Annotated in this window: 14 protein-coding genes; 1 reads left to right on the top strand and 13 read right to left on the bottom strand. The window is 37.2% G+C overall.

The window, feature by feature from the left end:
* Positions 1 to 78: 78 nt before the first annotated feature.
* From DRF61_RS08710 to DRF61_RS08685, 6 genes are all read right to left on the bottom strand, one after another.
* Positions 79 to 1,002 carry a PfkB family carbohydrate kinase gene (locus tag DRF61_RS08710; RefSeq protein WP_111956237.1) on the bottom strand — a complete coding sequence of 308 codons (924 nt, stop codon included), beginning with the start codon at positions 1,000 to 1,002 and terminating at the stop codon, positions 79 to 81.
* Between the two features lie 27 nt (positions 1,003 to 1,029).
* Positions 1,030 to 1,587, bottom strand: coding sequence for a gliding motility lipoprotein GldD (gene gldD, locus DRF61_RS08705; protein ID WP_111956052.1), 558 nt, complete (start codon positions 1,585 to 1,587; stop codon positions 1,030 to 1,032).
* A gap of 44 nt (positions 1,588 to 1,631) precedes the next feature.
* Positions 1,632 to 2,666 carry an A/G-specific adenine glycosylase gene (gene mutY / locus DRF61_RS08700; RefSeq protein ID WP_111956050.1) on the bottom strand — a complete coding sequence of 345 codons (1,035 nt, stop codon included), beginning with the start codon at positions 2,664 to 2,666 and terminating at the stop codon, positions 1,632 to 1,634.
* 195 nt (positions 2,667 to 2,861) lie between these two features.
* On the bottom strand, positions 2,862 to 3,371 hold the full coding sequence (locus DRF61_RS08695) for a hypothetical protein (protein WP_111956048.1): 510 nt from the start codon (positions 3,369 to 3,371) through the stop codon (positions 2,862 to 2,864).
* Positions 3,372 to 3,399: 28 nt separating this feature from the next.
* Positions 3,400 to 4,761 (bottom strand): DUF5458 family protein, encoded by a 1,362-nt coding sequence (locus tag DRF61_RS08690; RefSeq protein WP_111956046.1) that lies wholly within the window; start codon positions 4,759 to 4,761, stop codon positions 3,400 to 3,402.
* Positions 4,762 to 4,782: 21 nt separating this feature from the next.
* Positions 4,783 to 5,229, bottom strand: a complete 447-nt coding sequence (locus DRF61_RS08685; protein ID WP_223558606.1) for a type VI secretion system contractile sheath small subunit — start codon at positions 5,227 to 5,229, stop codon at positions 4,783 to 4,785.
* 353 nt (positions 5,230 to 5,582) lie between these two features.
* On the opposite strand from DRF61_RS08685, the gene DRF61_RS08680 reads away from it, so the two are divergent.
* Positions 5,583 to 6,629 (top strand): hypothetical protein, encoded by a 1,047-nt coding sequence (locus DRF61_RS08680; RefSeq protein ID WP_111956042.1) that lies wholly within the window; start codon positions 5,583 to 5,585, stop codon positions 6,627 to 6,629.
* 64 nt (positions 6,630 to 6,693) lie between these two features.
* Here the strand turns inward: DRF61_RS08680 and DRF61_RS08675 are convergent, their stop codons facing one another.
* The 7 genes from DRF61_RS08675 to DRF61_RS08645 all read right to left on the bottom strand — a co-directional run bounded on the left by DRF61_RS08675 (position 6,694) and on the right by DRF61_RS08645 (position 17,661).
* Complete coding sequence (locus DRF61_RS08675; RefSeq protein WP_111956040.1) at positions 6,694 to 8,784, bottom strand: M13 family metallopeptidase; 2,091 nt, start codon at positions 8,782 to 8,784, stop codon at positions 6,694 to 6,696.
* A gap of 165 nt (positions 8,785 to 8,949) precedes the next feature.
* On the bottom strand, positions 8,950 to 10,515 hold the full coding sequence (locus DRF61_RS08670; protein ID WP_146896872.1) for a glycosyl hydrolase family 28-related protein: 1,566 nt from the start codon (positions 10,513 to 10,515) through the stop codon (positions 8,950 to 8,952).
* 148 nt (positions 10,516 to 10,663) lie between these two features.
* A complete protein-coding gene (locus tag DRF61_RS08665) occupies positions 10,664 to 12,721 on the bottom strand; it encodes a M13 family metallopeptidase (RefSeq protein ID WP_111956036.1) in 2,058 nt (685 codons plus the stop codon).
* A 104-nt stretch (positions 12,722 to 12,825) separates the two neighbouring features.
* Positions 12,826 to 14,076, bottom strand: coding sequence for a CinA family nicotinamide mononucleotide deamidase-related protein (locus DRF61_RS08660; protein WP_111956034.1), 1,251 nt, complete (start codon positions 14,074 to 14,076; stop codon positions 12,826 to 12,828).
* A gap of 333 nt (positions 14,077 to 14,409) precedes the next feature.
* Positions 14,410 to 14,952, bottom strand: coding sequence for a lipocalin family protein (locus DRF61_RS08655; RefSeq protein WP_111956032.1), 543 nt, complete (start codon positions 14,950 to 14,952; stop codon positions 14,410 to 14,412).
* A 71-nt stretch (positions 14,953 to 15,023) separates the two neighbouring features.
* Positions 15,024 to 15,758, bottom strand: coding sequence for a LytR/AlgR family response regulator transcription factor (locus DRF61_RS08650; protein WP_111956030.1), 735 nt, complete (start codon positions 15,756 to 15,758; stop codon positions 15,024 to 15,026).
* Positions 15,759 to 15,879: 121 nt separating this feature from the next.
* Positions 15,880 to 17,661 (bottom strand): histidine kinase, encoded by a 1,782-nt coding sequence (locus DRF61_RS08645; protein ID WP_228452500.1) that lies wholly within the window; start codon positions 17,659 to 17,661, stop codon positions 15,880 to 15,882.
* Positions 17,662 to 17,761 lie beyond the last annotated feature (100 nt).

Below are 17,761 nucleotides of genomic sequence, written 5' to 3'. Positions count from 1 at the left end.
TTAAACAAGTTGCAAATTTAGAATACTTAACGAATTAGTCTAAATTTTTTATTATAAATATTTCTTAAAAAGACTTATTTATTGCAGTTCAACATCGAATGTCGTTAATTCTTTGAATTGTCTTAATCTGCTGAACATATCCGCTTCATTTACTTCCTGAATTCTTTCTGTTCCGAATTTCTCAACCGTGAAGGAAGCCATAGCCGAACCTACGATTAAAGCAGACTTCATGGTCTCGAAATCAAACTTACCTTTTTTGGCAAGATAAGCTGCAAAACCTCCTGCAAAAGTATCTCCGGCCCCGGTTGGATCAAAAACCTCTTCTAATGGAAGTGCAGGGATAGCGAATACTTTATTGTTGTGGAAAAGTAAAGCTCCGTGCTCTCCTTTTTTAATGATTACATAGTCAGGACCCATGGTATGGATTTTTTTAGCTGCTTTTACTAAAGAATATTCTCCTGAAAGCTGTCTTGCCTCTTCATCATTGATGGTAATAACATCTGTTTTAGCAATCATATCCATCAGGATATCCCATGCTGAATCCATCCAAAAGTTCATAGTATCAAGGATAACAAGTTTTGGACGTTTGTTCATTTTTTCCAGTACGGACAGCTGAACACCAGGGTGCAGGTTACCAAGCAGAAGAATTTCTGCATCTTGCATAGAATCTGGAATTTTAGGATCAAAATTTTCCAAAACATTCACTTCTGTAGCCAAAGTATCTCTGGTATTCAGATCATTATGATATTTCCCGGACCAGAAGAATGTTTTTCCTTCTTTTACGATCTCAATTCCTTCAATATTTACATCTCTGTCTGTGAACATATCAAGGTGCTCCTGTGGGAAATCTCCTCCAACAACGGAAACAATACCAGATTTAACGCCTAAAACGGATGAAGTGATGCTGATATAAGTAGCTGCCCCTCCTAAAATTTTATCAGTTTTACCAAATGGCGTTTCGATTGCATCAAATGCAACGCTTCCTACAACTAAAAGTTTCATATATTTTTCAATGTATTTTAAAGTCAATTATTTTTTCCATTCAAAAGTGTCCAACAGATGCTTCATATCATCTTTGATATAGTTCACTGCCGGGGCCAAAGAATCAGGTTTTGGCCTTGTATTAAAGTATAAATAAGCAGTCACAAAATGTTTTGTGCTGTCTGTAATGTAAAATTGAAGATTAGAAGCGCTCTGCCCCTTAAGCTCATAGAAGTTTCCGTACACTTTTTTGTCCGGGTATTCAAATGATTTGGTATCGATGGAACTTGCTTTAATGGTATGCTCATAAACCATTTTCTCAGCTTCTTTGATATGATCTGCAAAATCATTCTGTATCGGATAATAGGTCACAAAGACCTTGGCTTTCATTTTTGGATAATTTATATAATACCAGCACGGCTTTTTAGCATCGGAAATCGATGCAAAGTCTGAATATTCAAAAGTATAGGCACAGTTATTCTCAAATTTCTGATATTTGGGTGCCGGATACTCCAGGCGGAGTTCCCCGTAAGGTTTTGGAACATGATCTTTTCCGCAAGAAATTAAAAGCAGTGATACAAAAATAAAAATGACGTTTTTAATCATTTTGCAAAAGTACAAATTAGATTTTAGATTTTGGGAGACAAATTTCAGTCTTTCAGTGAGTTTTGGATGTAGTTTTCCAAAGGTTTGGGAAAAGATTTGTCGTGAGAAGCTTCAAAGTCTGTAATGAGGTACTGATTTTCGGCTATAAAACTATCCCAAACCGCTTCTGAATCAACCCCAACATTAGAAATTTCAATGGTGAGATTCTTATGGGTAAGCTTATGGTTGATGGTTTTTACATTCCTGATAAACGGTTCCAAATCGGCAGAAATTACCGGTGGAAACTCAAATAATTTCTTCCAGATGAAATCGTCTTTTCTCTGCCGGATCAGAAACTGTCCGTTTCTGTGCACAAAATAATATTTCAGGGCAAGATCTTCTGTTTTTATCTTTTTTGTCTTGACAGGGTACTCTGATGTTTTCTGCATAGAAAATGCAAGACAGTCATCATTTACCGGACATTCGCCACAGAGAGGATTCTTAGGCTTACAGATTTCTGAACCGAGATCCATCATAGCCTGATTAAAATCGCCTACATTCTCTGGCATGACCAATGTTGCCAATTGAGAAAAATAGGAAAAGGCCTTTGAATTGGAAATATCAAAGTCATCGGCAAAAATACGGCTCAAAACCCTGTAAAAATTACCATCAACAGCCGGCATTCTACCTCCAAAACAGATGCTTGAAACTGCCGCAGCGGTATATCTCCCGACTCCTTTTAATTTCAAAATCTCTTCATAATCAGCAGGAAAAACACCCTGATAATCATTCATGATCTGCTGTGAAGCTTTATGGATATTAATGGCTCTTGAATAATATCCAAGTCCTTTCCAATAGAGCAGCACTTCATTTTCGTCAGCTTCAGCCAGTGTCTTTACATCTGGAAATCTTTTAATGAAATTATTGTAATGATTGAGCCCCTGACTGATCCTCGTCTGCTGAAAAACAATTTCGCAGATCCAGATTTTATAAGGATCTTTTGTCTGTCTGAAAGGCAGATCTCTTGCATTTTTCCCGTACCAGCTCAGTAATTTATTTCCAACATGGAGAAATTCTGAACTTTTATTATTTTTTTCCAAAAACCTTTGTCTGTTTAAATGATTTGAGGGAATTCTTAACTGCAACTATTTTTATGATGCTTCGATTTCGCTCAGCGTGACACCTCTAATGCCATATAGTTGCAGATTGTCATGCTGAGCAGAGTCGAAGCATATTTTGCAACCTCTTTTTAAAAAGCTTAAAATGCTGTCAGTTCCCGTTCTGCAAAGATAAAATTATTTATCCTTTTTAATGGAATATACGGGAGCAGCTTTCAGCCATTGATATTTGAGATTTCTTTCTGCAGCAATAAACCGGTAGCCCTCAAGTTTTTTCAGATAAAGGTAGATTGAATCTGGCTTAAGCTTCAGTCTTTGATCAGAAAGAAACATGAACGGATAATCCATCACTGAATCTCTTATTGTTTTCAGTACTTTTCCGGATCTTACTTTGTAAAGAAAGAATGTTTTCCCTCTTCCTTTTGAACTGTCAGTCAGTTTCACATTGGAACTTGCAATAACCAGCTCGCTACCGTCAAAGCATTCTTCTTCGTTCATGATATAGGCTTTTCCCTGCTGCCGTTCGTCTTTAAAAAGATCTACTGCATAATGGTCCGGTGCCTGGTATTTTTTCTCACATCCCGACAATATAATCAGCAGGAGTACAGGCAGAAAGAGGCTTAAACTATTTTTGATCACATTAATTTTCATATGAATTGGCAGTAAAAAACCGATGTAAAAATGCATCGGTTTTGTTATTAAAATTGGGTTGTTGTTATTCCTGAGTATATTGTGCATCCCACTCGTTACCATCATCTCCTTTATGTCCGTCCAATTTAATAACGAAACTTTTTGTAGGGAAATAAGGGGTCATACGGATATCAAGCCATACTCTGTCTTTATTGACTCTGTCCTGCTCGAAACGAACAATTTTGAACTTTTCAATCAATTTGTCCGGACCTTTGATATTGTCAAGGAAGGTTACAATCTGCCTTCTCAAATCGTCTTCGTTCTTGGCATTCCAGTTTTCGAAGGCTCTTCTGTTCAGGAAGTCAAGTAAAACTTTAGTTACGTAGTCGAATACACGTACTACTGAATAGGTCTGAAGACCGATGTTATCTCCTGTAAACAGTGTTTTAGCAGAGAATGCCATGATCTTACCATATTCGTTCACCATTGGAACAAGACCCATTTTTTCTAACTGAGAAATTTCGCTTTTCTTCAATTCGAATTTTACGGCATCTACTTCGTTGATATTACCATGCTTTTTACCTGCTGCCACCTGAGACATCAAAGTTTTGTGGATTTTTCCAGCTAATGAAGTGGAAGGCGGAAGCTCTACATTTTCTTCTTCTCCTACTTCTTCAGCTCTTCCTCTGCCCACAAGCCAGTTGCACGTCATAATAACGTTACTTCTGTGAAGCTCGCCTCCCGTAAGGTTTGCAGAGTGGAATAAGTCGACTACGTCATCTGGCTTATCCAGATTGGCGAAATCGGTGACCATCATTACTTTGTTCTCATTACAGATCTTTGCCCATTTTTCAATGACTTTGTTTGAGCCTAAATATCCAGGTATTGCCAGGATAGAATAGTTGTCTCTAAGATCTAAACGGTCATAATAATTTTTGAATTCTTCGGAAATAGCATCAATGAATAAAGGATTATCCAGATCTGAAACCTGTTCAAGGCTTGCATTAACGATGCTTACATTATCCACTTTATCCAGTTCTGTATTTTTATAGAACTGAGCTACAGTTCTGTAGTTGGTTTCCAACAGACGTACTGCATCAAGTGTATTTTTCAGGTTGGTCTTTAGATTCTGATCTGCTGCCTGCGCTTTGGTTTTGCAGGTATCTGCCATTTTATCTGCAGACTCATTTCCTTCTAAAAGACTCACCCAAAGGTTTATTTTTTGAAGAAGCTCTTTTCTTTCGTCTGATTTATTGGTGTCCGTCAGGAAAATTTCTTTCCTGGCTTTTCTTGTAGGGTTCATATTGGCGATACCGTCTACAACGGATTCAACAAAGCCAAAACCTCCTATTTTATTAAGCTCCGCAAGCGGGTTACCTTTCGGCTGCCCTGAGTGCTGCTGCTGACTCTGCTGTTGGCTTTCTTGTGCCTGTAATTTGCTATCCATGATTTGATTTAGTGTAAATAATTATTTTTCAAGTTCTTGTGCCACATCTTTCAATACTTCGATGAATGCAGCTCTGGTCTGTTCATTCTCAAGCATATTACGCAGAATCTTATTGGTCTTCAGCTGGCGTACGATTTTATTGTACTGCTCCTGTTCCATGCTAAGCTGCTGTAAATAGTCTGATTTCTGAGTAAGATTTCTAGGGGTAAAGTCTGCAAGATTCTGAAAACGGAATTCCTCCTCTACTACTCCACCATCTTCCGTCTCGTGCTGTACAGCTACGGATGGTTGAAAATGTCTGAAGACGTCGTCTACAGTTTTTAATCCTGTTACGATTTCAGGGGTATAAGATTCTTCTGTAGTAAGCTGGCTCACTATCAGCGATTTGTTTTCCTGTATTTCCTGAATAGCTTCATTAGCGTCTACTTTTACCTCGTTGCCGCCAACACCATAATTAAACATTGCCATATTATTGTTATTTTGAGATTTCTGATTTTGGTTTGGATCTGTCTTTGAGTAATTTACTGATGAATCAAATAAATTACCAATCCAATGTTTAAATTTAAAAAAAAACTGTAACATACAAAATTTTGTAAAGATTTTTCTTGAAATATTTAATTTAAGCTAATTTATATTTAACGTAAAATCATGACTTTACGATATCACTAAACTATGAAAAATAAATAAAATAAGCTGTGGGAAAATAAAAATAAATCTTTGTATGCTTTGCATTTATAAAAAAGCATCAACCACGTATTAAACTAGGAATTCTTCCGGTATGAGGAAAAAAATTCTTTATATTTAAACAAAGTAACAGAGTCATGAAAGATGTAAAGATCGCGTTTAGAAAACCAATATATCCTGTTTCAGAAGCATTAAATCAGTATTTGGAAAGACATAACAGAACGACTAAGATCCAGTTCTTATATGAAGATCTGCTGAGATTCAGCGACAGTGTAAATATTCTGGATAAGGAGGGCAAAGATACTTTGTGGCTTGGTGTATTGTATTCTGAGTATGAATTTAAAGAAATAGAGGCTAATTTAAATAAGATTTACACCCTTCTTCATTCCGATGGAGACGAGGCAACTTTGCCTTATCTGAAAGTGGATACGATCGACTTTTGCACTTTCGGAAACTCTAAGCCTTTTCGGATTCGGGTGAGAAATATTCTCAATGACAATCATACTAATTTTTATATTAAACAGGCCGATGCTTCCCGTATCTATGGGCTGGAAATTGAAGATCTGCTTTCTCCCAATCGAATTAATTTCCTTATCCATAAAAATACCCTGATCGAAGAGCATATCTTAGGAATTCCCGGAGATATTTTTATCCAGAAACATTTACAGAACTGTACAGAACTGGAAAAAGCCCAGATTTCCAAGGAGTTTGTAAAATTCAATGAACGTTGCCTCATAGGACTGCTGGGTGACATGCGCTCTTATAATTATGTTATTATTCCCATTCACGATTTCGACCAGGTTATTTATAAAATTCGCCCCATCGATTTTGACCAGCAAAGCTATGAAGGGAATTTGAAAGTTTATCTTCCCCAATATTTTAAAGAAAACAACGCGATGGTTAGCATGGTACTGGAAAAACTGAAGCCTAATTCTATAGAGCAGTATCGTAAAGAAGTACGTTCACAAATTGTAAAAAGAGTGACCAGCAGCAAAAGCAGATTCAATGAACTTATTGCCATTATGAAAAAAGAAGATATTGCGCCGGAAGCCAATGTTACAGAGCTGAAAACAGCTTTGCAAAAACTTACCTACGACGTCAACTTCAAGTATTGTAAAACCATGGGGGACATTATTGAAACCGGAATAAATTTTGTCCTCCGGAATTATAAGAAAGCATATTAAAAAAAGAATCCATCTCACATTTAATGGGGATGGATTCTTTCTTTTCTAACAATTTTTGGTTATTCTACCAAATTTTTATTCTGTCCTGAGGCGCTTTATACATTTTGTCCCCAGGTTTAATATCAAATGCTTTGTTGAATGCGTCCTGATTGACCAGCGGCCCGAATGCCCTGAACACTCCCGGAGAGTGCGGATCGGTCTTCACCTGGTTAATCATATACTGGTCGGTAGATTTTGTTCTCCATACGGTTGCCCAGCTCATGAAGAATCTCTGATCCTGTGTAAATCCACTGATTTTCCCAGGATTTCCTTTGTCTTTCAGATACATCTGAAGGGCATCGTAGGCTACTGCTACTCCACCAAGGTCACCAATGTTTTCACCACTTGTAAATTTACCGTTTACAAAGCTTCCTTTTACCGGTTCATAAGCGCTGTACTGAGCCGCCAGCTGTGCTACTTTCGCATCAAAATTCTTACGGTCTTCATCCGTCCACCAGTTGTTGAGGTTTCCGTCCCCGTCAAAACGCGAACCGCTGTCATCGAATCCGTGAGAGATCTCGTGTCCAATAACAGCACCGATTCCTCCGAAGTTTACGGCAGCATCAGCTTTAGGATTATAGAAAGGAGGCTGAAGAATGGCCGCCGGGAAAACAATCTCATTGTTTGATCCGCTGTAGTAAGCATTTACAGTTTGCGGAGACATTCCCCATTCTGTTTTATCAACCGGTTTTCCTACTTTATCAAGGCTTCTCTGATATTGCCACGCAGCTACGTTCTGAAGATTGGAGTATAGTGTTGCACCCTGTTTTGGAGATTCCACCTTTAACTGGGTATAATCTTTCCATTTGTCGGGATAAGCAATTTTCACAGTGAATTTAGACAGTTTTTCCTGAGCTTTCACTTTAGTAGCCGGAGACATCCAGTCCATATCGTTGATATGTGTTTTGAATGATTTTAAAATATAGTCAATATACATCTCCATCTGAGCTTTTGCTTCAGGAGTAAAATATTTTTCAACGTATAATTTTCCGAAAGCCTCACCAAGGACTCCATTCACAAGACTAAGCCCTCTTTTGTCCATCGGGCGCTGCTCTTTCTGGCCCTGAAGATACTTTGAATAGAAATCGAATCTGATCTGCTCAAGCTTATCATCAAGATTGCTGGCATTCCCGTTAATTAAATGGTATTTCAGATAATCTTTTAACAGAGGAAGATTTTTTTCAGTGATGAACTGATCCATATTCTGATAATATTTCAGTTCTCCGATGATTACTTTATCGGTATTTACACCTGCATCCTTCAGATATTTAGCCAGGTTGACATTTTTAACCAGCCCTGGAAGTTCAGCTACATTTTTAGGGTTATATCTCAGGTTGGCATCTCTGTTCTGCTCCAGAGTCAACAGGTAGTTAGCAAGCTGCTTTTCAAATGCCACTACATTCTGCGCAGCCTGTGCTGAATTTTTATTTCCTAAAACATCGAATAATTTCCCGACATATATCTGGTATTCTGCTAAGGTTTTAGTATTGGCATCATTTACTTTCTGATAGTAATCTCTTCCTAATCCAAGATCCGGACCGCCAAGATATACTGCATTCATTTTAGAGTTCTTCATGTCTGCGCTTACCCTCCAGCCGTAAAAGGAATTGTCTCCTAACTTTGTGGCTTCAAGAAGGTATTTCTGCAGGTCATTAAGGTTTTTGATCGCCTCAATTTTTGATAAATCTCCTTTGATTGGAGCCAATCCATCTGCATTCCTTTTGTTTACATCCATGAAAGATGCGTATAGATTCTGAATTTTCTGGCCTTCTGAACCTTCAGAATATGTTTCGGATAAAATTTTATTCAGAATATCCAGAGAAGCATCATCTACATTTTCTCTCAATGCATTGAAAGAACCCCAGCTCGCTTTATCGGAAGGAATCTGGGTAGTCTTCACCCAATTTCCGTTCACATAGCTAAAAAAGTCATCCTGCGGGCGAACGCTTTTATCCATATAAGATAAATTGATTCCTTCTTCTTTTAATTCTTCTTTCACAGGCTCTGCAACAGCAACCGTAGTTTCAGTTTTTGTAGCAGCAGTTTTAGCCGTTCCGCATGAGTTTAAAAATACAATGCCGGAAAGAGCAAGTATTCCAATATTTAGCTTTTTCATTAAAGATAATTTTTGATTTAACACAAACTTACCAAATATACAAAATTATGTTAATCCTTATTTAGTTTATTTCAACACTTTACCATATATTCTAATCTAGAATTATCAAATAATTAACCCTGAATAAAATAATTATTCAGGGTTAATAACTTAATATAATATGCTTTAAATTAAACGTACTTCACCTTTTACACTAATTACATCTCCGCTTTCATAGCTGCCTCCTTGTATATCAATAAAGCCATCAGAATTAACAATAGATTCCAGTCCTCCGGTAACAGATATTCCACTGCTTCCAAATTCATAAAATACATTTCCTATAAAAAATCCTTTATAATACTTTACCACTGAACCTACGTATACTTCTAAATTGACATATACAATCTGGGTCCATGTATGCTTAATTTTAGTTTTAACGTGTACTAAATTAGATAATGAAGAGTCTACTTCAAAGCCAGAGGTTCCATCATAACCATGGGTATATTGGCCTGAGTAGTTTCCAGGAATCAATCCTTTTGCATTTTGAATATTGGCTAAGTAGGTTGGGAATTTTGCTTTCCCATTAATATTAAAATTAGCTCCGAAATCATCGGTAAGAAGATTATTAATAGAATCCCCTTTAATAGGGTTGAAACTCATTTCCATACCATATCCATAATCATTTTCTGTGCTTACATATAATTGCCCATAATTTGTAAATCCGACCATATTATTAGTGGAAAGAAGATGGATATTATTTAATGGCAATCCTATATACTTTATGAGTCTGCGTGAAGGATCATTTCCAAAATTAAGATAGTTATTATCTAATGTAAAGCTATCAATGTAGCTATTGAATTCAAAAGCTAATTCAAAATTTTCTATGTAGGAATTAACGACTGAGCAATTATTGATTTCAGAGTTAAACTGCATTCCCGTTGTAACTCCTTCTACAGAAATTGCATCAAAATGACAGGCTCTTAATGGCCCGTCAAACTTATACCCTGTTAATGCATTTGATGCCACCAAAGCCCTAAAAACATTTAAATTCATCTCTCCGGAAAAAATAAATCTTTCTCCCAATCTAGCATCATTCTCATGACTAGTCCTCAAATCATTAAATACAGTATAATAATTATTCACCGACTCTAATAAAGTCGAAAACTTGAAAGAAGATATATTAGATATTTCACAGCCCTGATGCCAGTCTTTTATAACCAAAGCTGGAGAAGTAACATTATACAAAGATGTCAACAAAGAAAAATTTCCAAATTTAATCCCAAAACAATTATTAGTATCATTAGGTCTTCCTATTGCACTGACCAATTCTCCCTGATCATAATATCCTGATTCAAAGACAGTAAAATCAGATTGTATCAAAAACGCAGATTCGTTAAAATCATATGTTTTAGACAAAAAAAACAAATCAGGATTCTGAGGAATATAAATTGTTTTAGTAACAAGATAAGTACCTTTACCCGCAGTAACTGATAATTTAAATTGATCTGCCGAAATAAAAGCCTGCTGAATTGCATCTGAACAATCAGTAACACCATCCGGCAGCGCTCCAAACCATCTGATATCGACTCTGCTGTCTTCCAAAACTCTTCTGTAATAAACGCTTCCAACCTTTTTGTAAAGAATATCGTCACAATATGCATCTATAATAATGTCGCCATTATACGTTTTATCCGTTTCTATAAAAGTTGTCCATTCTCCTATGTAAGGATCATTAATTTCAATTGTATTCATTTTGTTAAATTTTAATGTTGATAAAATTCTTGCAAGAACTTCTGAAATCAAAGGTATAGGAGTGTAGCGACAGAACACGTCGTGTAATAAACTATGACATAGCCTCTTTTAAAAACAAAAACCGCTCATTGCTGAGCGGTTTGTTATTTTACCAGATTTTGATTCTGTCTTCCGGAGTTTTGTATAATTTGTCTCCTTTTTTCACATCAAATGCTTTATAGAAAGCATCAACATTGATGAGTGGACCGAAACTTCTGAAGTATCCCGGAGAGTGCGGGTCAGTTTTTACCTGGTTCACCATATATTTTTCACTGGATAAAGTTCTCCAAACGGTTGCCCAGCTTAGGAAGAATCTCTGATCCTGAGAGAATCCGCTGATCTTCCCTGGATTTCCTTTATCTTTCAGGTACATTTGAAGCGCATCGTAAGCAATATTTACTCCTCCTAAGTCAGCGATATTTTCACCGTTTGTGAAGGTACCGTTTACGAAAGTTCCTTTTACAGGCTCGTATTTGTCATACTGAGCAGCAAGAGCTTTAGTTGCTTTCTCGAAGTTGGCCTTATCTTCCGGCGTCCACCAGTCTACCAGGTTTCCGTCTGCATCAAACTGGGCTCCTGAATCATCAAATCCATGGCTCATTTCGTGTCCGATAACAGCACCGATTCCTCCGAAGTTTACGGCAGCATCAGCTTTAGGATTGAAGAAAGGCGGCTGAAGAATTGCAGCAGGGAAAACGATTTCGTTATTTACCGGGTTATAGTAAGCATTTACCGTTTGCGGCGTCATCCCCCATTCTGTTTTGTCCACAGCTTTACCGATTTTTGCAAGATCTTTATTGTACTGCCATTCGGAAATATTTTGAAGATTGCTGTATAGATTTCCACCTTTAGCTTCAGAAACGATATCTAATTTTGAATAGTCTTTCCATTTGTCCGGGTAAGCAACTTTTACTGTAAACTTGTTCAGTTTGTTCATTGCTTTTTCTTTCGTTGTAGAAGACATCCACGCTAAATTGTTGATATGAACCGCAAAGCTTTTCTTTAAATAGTCAATCAGTTCCACCATCTGTGCTTTCGCTTCAGCAGGGAAGTATTTTTCAACGTATAATTTTCCGAAAGCTTCACCAAGTGTACCATTGATCAATTCAAAACCTCTCTTGTTCAATGCTCTCTGCTCCTGCTGACCTCTCAGGTATTTACCATAGAAGTCAAATCTCATATTCCCCAATTTCTCACTCAGGTAAGATGAACTTCCGTGAATCATATGGAATTTTAAATAATCCTTGATCACAGGAAGGTTCTGAGCAGACACCAATTTATCGAATTCTTTGTAATATCCAATTTCTCCGATGATCACTTTATCTGTAGTTACTCCTACTTTTTTAAGGTAAGCAGGGATATCAACACCTTTTACCAATGTTGAAAGCTCAGCCATTGTTTTAGGGTTGTACTGCAGTGTATTGTCACGGCTCTGTTCGTTGGTAAGATATGTTTTTGCAATGCTTTTTTCGTAATCAACGATTCCTTTTGCCGCTGCATCAGCATTTTTGTAGCCTAATTCTTTAAGCATGGAAGCTACATATTTCTGATATTCAGCAAGAGCTTCAGTATTTTTTTCGTTTACTTTCTGATAATAATCTCTTCCTAATCCCAGAGAAGCATTTCCTAAGTACACGGCATTCATTTTAGAATCTTTAAGATCTGCATCAACACCCCATCCGTACAAAGTATTTTCTCCGTCTTTTGTTACAGATATCAAATAGTTCTGAAGATCAGCCAGATTTTTAATCGCATCAATTTTATTCAGGTTAGCCTGAATAGGTTTGATTCCGTCTGCATTTCTCTTCTGCATATTCATATAAGTAGCATACAGATCCTGGATCTTCTTACCCTCGCTTCCATCTTCAAATTTATCTTTCAGAAGAGAGTTCAGAATAGTCATTGAGTTATTATCTGTATCTTCTGCCAGTTTGTTGAAACTTCCCCAGGTCGGCTTATCGGATGGAATTTTAGCGGTTTTCATCCAAGTTCCGCTTACGTAGTTATAAAAATCATCCTGCGGACGTACAGAAGTGTCCATAAGGCTAATATCCAAGCCTTTATCTGTGCTGTTAACTGCTGTTTTCACGGCTTTTGCCTGTCCGTTCACTGTATTAAGTGAGCAAACTCCTGCCAGTAAAAACAAAGAAAGCGTTAGTTTTTTCATTATGATAGCAAATTTATAGTATATGTCTGTTTTTTTTATAATCTGTTACAATTCTTTTCAATAAAAAATTAACAATTATAATTTTTGATTATTTTAGTAAAAAACTACTCCGAAATCAATAAGCCTACCAGATCCTGAATGATCTTCTGGGAAACGAAATTCATAAAATCAAGTCTGTCCAGATGAGGCATGTACAGTTTTGAAGTAACTTCTTTGTCTTTGATCCGTATGGTATAAAAAATGGTTCCCACTTCTTTACCGTCCTCACCTTTACCAGGGCCCGCAACACCTGTTGTGGACATGGAAATATCGGAGTCAAATAATTTCTGGCATCCTTTTGCCATTTCGCTGGCCACCTGCTCGCTTACCACTGTAAATTCATCTACAGTCTGCTGGGAGACTTTTAAAATTTCTATTTTCTTTTCTGTGGCGTAAGGTACAATTCCCCCTACAAAATATTTTGAGCTTCCTGAATTGGATGTGATCATTCTTGCCAGCTCACCTCCGGTACAGCTTTCTGCAGTGGAAATAGTCAGTTTTCTATCGTTAAGCATTTCTGCCAGAATTTTTTCTATTTTGTCTTCCGACACGGCGATAACGTGATCACCTACCAAAGGAAGAAGCTTCTGGATTTCATCTTCTGCCTGCTGTTTCAGAGCAGCTTCGTTATCTCCTGAAGCAGTCAGCCTCAATTTCACACGTGTTCCTACCGGAAGATAAGACAATGCAAGATTTTCAGGAAGGGCAAGCTCCCATTCTTCAATAATATCTGCGAGAATACTTTCGGGAATGCCTACTACAGAAACTATCCTGGTATGGATATAGTAAAGATTGAATTTTTCTTTTAAATAAGGAATGATCTGTTCCCTGATTAACGGTTTCACTTCATAAGGAACCCCGGGAAGACTGAAACATAATTTTCCATCCTGATTCATCATCATACATGGTGCGGTTCCGAAATGATTTTGAAAAACAACCGATTTTGTAGGAACAAAAGCCTGTTCTCTGTTTCTTTCAAGGATATCCAGGCGGCCGCGTCTTTCCATATAGTTTTTAAGATGGTTGAAGGTTGCCTCATCCAGTGCAATTTCATCATTAAAATATTCAGCCAGTGCTTTTTTGGTTTTATCATCTCTTGTCGGGCCCAAGCCGCCTGTTGTAATGACAAGGTCTCCAATTTCAAAAGCAGTTTTTAAAGTATTTTTAATAATGGCAATCTCGTCTGAAATTGTAAAAATCTGTGTAACCTGTATGCCTATGTTTTTAAGTTCTGCGGCAATAAAATTAGAATTGGTATCAATGGTGTTCCCGGAAAGGATTTCATCACCTATAGTAATCAGAACAGCTTTTTCCATATATAAATTCTTGAAAGAAAATGTCCTGCAAATGACGTAAAAATCTGCGGCTATGACAACATAAAATGATTTTTTTTATCTTTGGCTGATACTGTTTAAAACTATAACTATTTTGCTATGGTAAAGGTATGGGGTCTGAGTGCTATAGGATTTTTAAAGTAAATTTGAGTTATGAATTTTCATGTTTGGATTCGAGCTTTTTGGTTAAAGAGTCTGGGCATGTTAAATAATCCTCTAAACCCTAACTTCAGTCTGGGATCTTGGCTCTAAAAAGTTCACACTTGCAAAGCAAAATTCACAATTGGTATTTTCTCTAAAATAGTGATTTCTAAATTACTGATTATGCCTTACCCAAATAAGCTCATCGGTATTATATCCTAATCTTTTCGCTTTTTCGAGGAAACGCTGTCTTATGCTTTCAGGAATAGAGGTTGTCCTGGATAGAATCCAAAGGTATTTTACGCTGCTTCCTGCTATCAAGGCGTATTGATAATCTTCATCGATATCAATTACATTATAACCGGCCCAGATTGGTTTGAAGAATGAAACCTTAAGGCGGGCTTCGGTTTTATCTTTTACAAACCTGGCTTCTCCGATGGATTCTTTCCATTCTTTTTTAACATAATCATAGCCTTTATTGCGGACACTGATGGAACCGTTTGAATTTTCGGAATATTCGGCGGTGACGTTATCCATATGTTTCTCAAACCTGTAATCGAAACGGGCAATTTCGTACCATCTTCCAAGATATTTTTTAGCATCAAAATTATTGACGGCAACAGCTCCTTTTGTAATTCCGGGAGAACAGGAATTGTAAACAACCAGCCCCAGAAGACCTAATGTAACCGGAACCGCAATTTTCTGAAGAGTTTTCATAATTGGATATTTTGCGTGATTGCGGTGAAAACTTCAAAAATAATGCCTTTAAGCTGTTAAGGAAAGAAATTCTAGGAAAAGACTTTCAGGAAATTATCTTTAAAACTGCCTGAAACCTCAATTTCCGTATCATCTGAAAGCATTACAGTTCCACTTTTATGGTAAGATTTTACAAATCCTGCATTGATGATATGGGAGCGGTGAACCCTTACAAAAGGATTTTCCAGCAGGTCATCGAAATGTTTCAGGAAACGGCAGACCATCTTTTTTGAGCCGTCGGTAAGGTAAACCTGTGTGAAATTTCCGTCTGCCTGCAGCCTTAGGATATCTTCAGTTTTTACAACATCAAATCCCTGAAGTGTAGGAAGAATGAGCTGTTGTTTTTCAGGTTTCAATTTTAAATTTTCGAGAAGTATTTTATTACGGTTGAGCTCTTCTTTACTTTCAAGGCTTTCTGCTACTTTATTTACTGCAAGAATGAGTTCCTGAATATCTATCGGTTTTAGAATATAATAACTAGCCGATTTATTAAGTGCCTGTAGTGAATATTGAGAAAATGCTGTAATGAAGATAGTTTCGTAGGAAAATTCTTTGGTAGCTTCCAACACATCAAAGGCATTTCCGAAAGGCATTTCTACGTCCAGGAAGACCAATTGCGGCTGTTTTTCAGCAATCAGGGGAACGGCTTCTTTGATATTTTCTGCCTCTCCTACAATTTCTACCTGCGGGCAGTATTTCGTGATATAATTTCTGAGAACTTCTCTTGCAATGATCTCATCGTCTACGATTATGGATTGTATTTTCATTTTTTCAGGTTAGAGATTACAGATATTAGATAACAGGTCTTAAGTGGTGGATGGATTTACTGATATTTTCCGTTTTTGAATTCAGGATCTGACAGGAAGTTTTTTTAAGGCTTTCATTGCTTTAAATAAGATTAATTTTTAAGGTAACCAAAACGCCACTGCTATTTTCTTTGTCTTTTACAGAGCAGGTAATATCTTTTTTATACAAATCATTCAGGAGCTGAATTCTTTCGAGTGTATTTTTCATTCCGCGGCCTTCTCTTGCTTTCTGGTGTTCGGTTTTTTGCTTTTTACTTTCTTCAATCCCTATTCCGTTGTCTTCAATGGTGATTTTTAAATGCTGGTCTTCTTTTTCAAAACTTAATTTCAAAAATCCTTTTTCACTTCTGTAGCGCAGTCCGTGCCAGACCGCATTTTCAAGGAACGGTTGGACAAGCATTCCGGGAATTTTCAGGCTTTGCATATTCAGGCTTTCGTCTACCCTAATTTCATAATCAAATTTATCGACAAAACGTGTCTTTTCGAGAGCAAGATAATTCTGAAGCAAATCCAGCTCCTGCTGAAGAGGAATGAAATCTTCGGTGGAATTTTCCATGACGCCACGCATTAATTTAGAGAATTTCGTAAGATACTGGTTAGCTTCCAGTTCGTTATTTGTCGCGATAAAATGATTGACGCTGTTTAAGCTGTTAAAGATAAAATGCGGATTCATTTCACGCCGTAATGACTGCAGGGCGATTTTTTTATTTTTAATCTGAACTTTCTTCAGCGTTCTGAAGATAAAGATAATCAGTCCGGTTAACAGGATCAGAACTCCGATCAGGCTATAATTAAAGACATTTTTCTTACGGATCAGCTGATCTTTCAGCTCTTTTTCCTTTTCAAGCTGTGAAATTCTCTGCTCAGTATCTTCCAGAATTTTATTATCTATCAGGCTTCTGTCTTTGGACACAATATCCGGAAGTCTCCCAAGGAAATCGCGATACAGCGACACTGAGGCATCCGTATTTCCTGTTATACTGTATAGGCTATCCAGTCGTTTTACGCTTTTCTGAGCTTCAAGTGTATGCCCTTTCTCCAGAGCGATTCCGTAAGCATTTTTTAATAATACCACAGCCTCTTCCGGATCATTCTTCTTTATATAAATATCAGCCAGCTCCTGGATCTGGTTGACCTTTTCCTGTGAATTTTCTTTGACAAAATCTTCTTTCAGGACTTTCTTTTTGGCCTCAATGGCTTTTTCAAAATTCCTGTTTTCAACATAGAAATTGGTCAGTTTCTGATTAATTTCCAATGCCTGCTGAGGAGCTTCTTTTTTAGAAAGAACATAAGCATTGTTGAGGTTTTCTTCTGCTTTAGGAATATCTTTCTGCTGTATATTAACATCTGCCATCTGGCTGTAACTTGCTGCCAGATCGCCTTTATCTTTTGTTTTAAGACCTATATTGATATTATCCTGAATGGCCTCTACCTTCTGTTCAGCGTTGGGGGAAGAAAGCCTTGCCGCATCATTGGTATTGACCGCTCTGCTTTTTTCATTGTAACTCATCTCGGCCGCCATGCTGTAATTGCTGATGGCCGGAGTTATTTTGTTTTGCTTTTCCTGTGACTGGGCAATTTTCCGGGTGACAGATTCCAGATTTTTCTTATCGTTAAGGTTTTTGTAAATGGTTCTGGCTTTGACTAAAAACTCTTCGCTCTTGGCATAATTCCCTTGATTGTAGTAATTATTAGCAATTCCTACATAGGTATCGGCAACACCTTTGTTATCGTTATTGTCTACTGCTTTTTTGAGTCTGGCCGCAGATTTGTAGGCCTGAGTAACCTGCATGGAATCCTGTGCTGTACAAAAATTTCCTACAGCAAGCATGAAGATAAACAGTATTTTAAAAACTAATTTCACAGATTTCAGATCTTGCATGCAAAGTAAGTAAAACTTTAGGTATCCTTTCCTATTCTTTACCAAGTCAAAACTTCATTTCACCCAGTTTGCCCAATTAAAA

The organism is Chryseobacterium lathyri, from assembly GCF_003290185.1.
Classification (GTDB): Bacteria; Bacteroidota; Bacteroidia; order Flavobacteriales; family Weeksellaceae; genus Chryseobacterium; species Chryseobacterium lathyri.
Note: the sequence above shows the minus strand (reverse complement) of the source record. Positions and strands in the feature narration are given on the sequence as shown.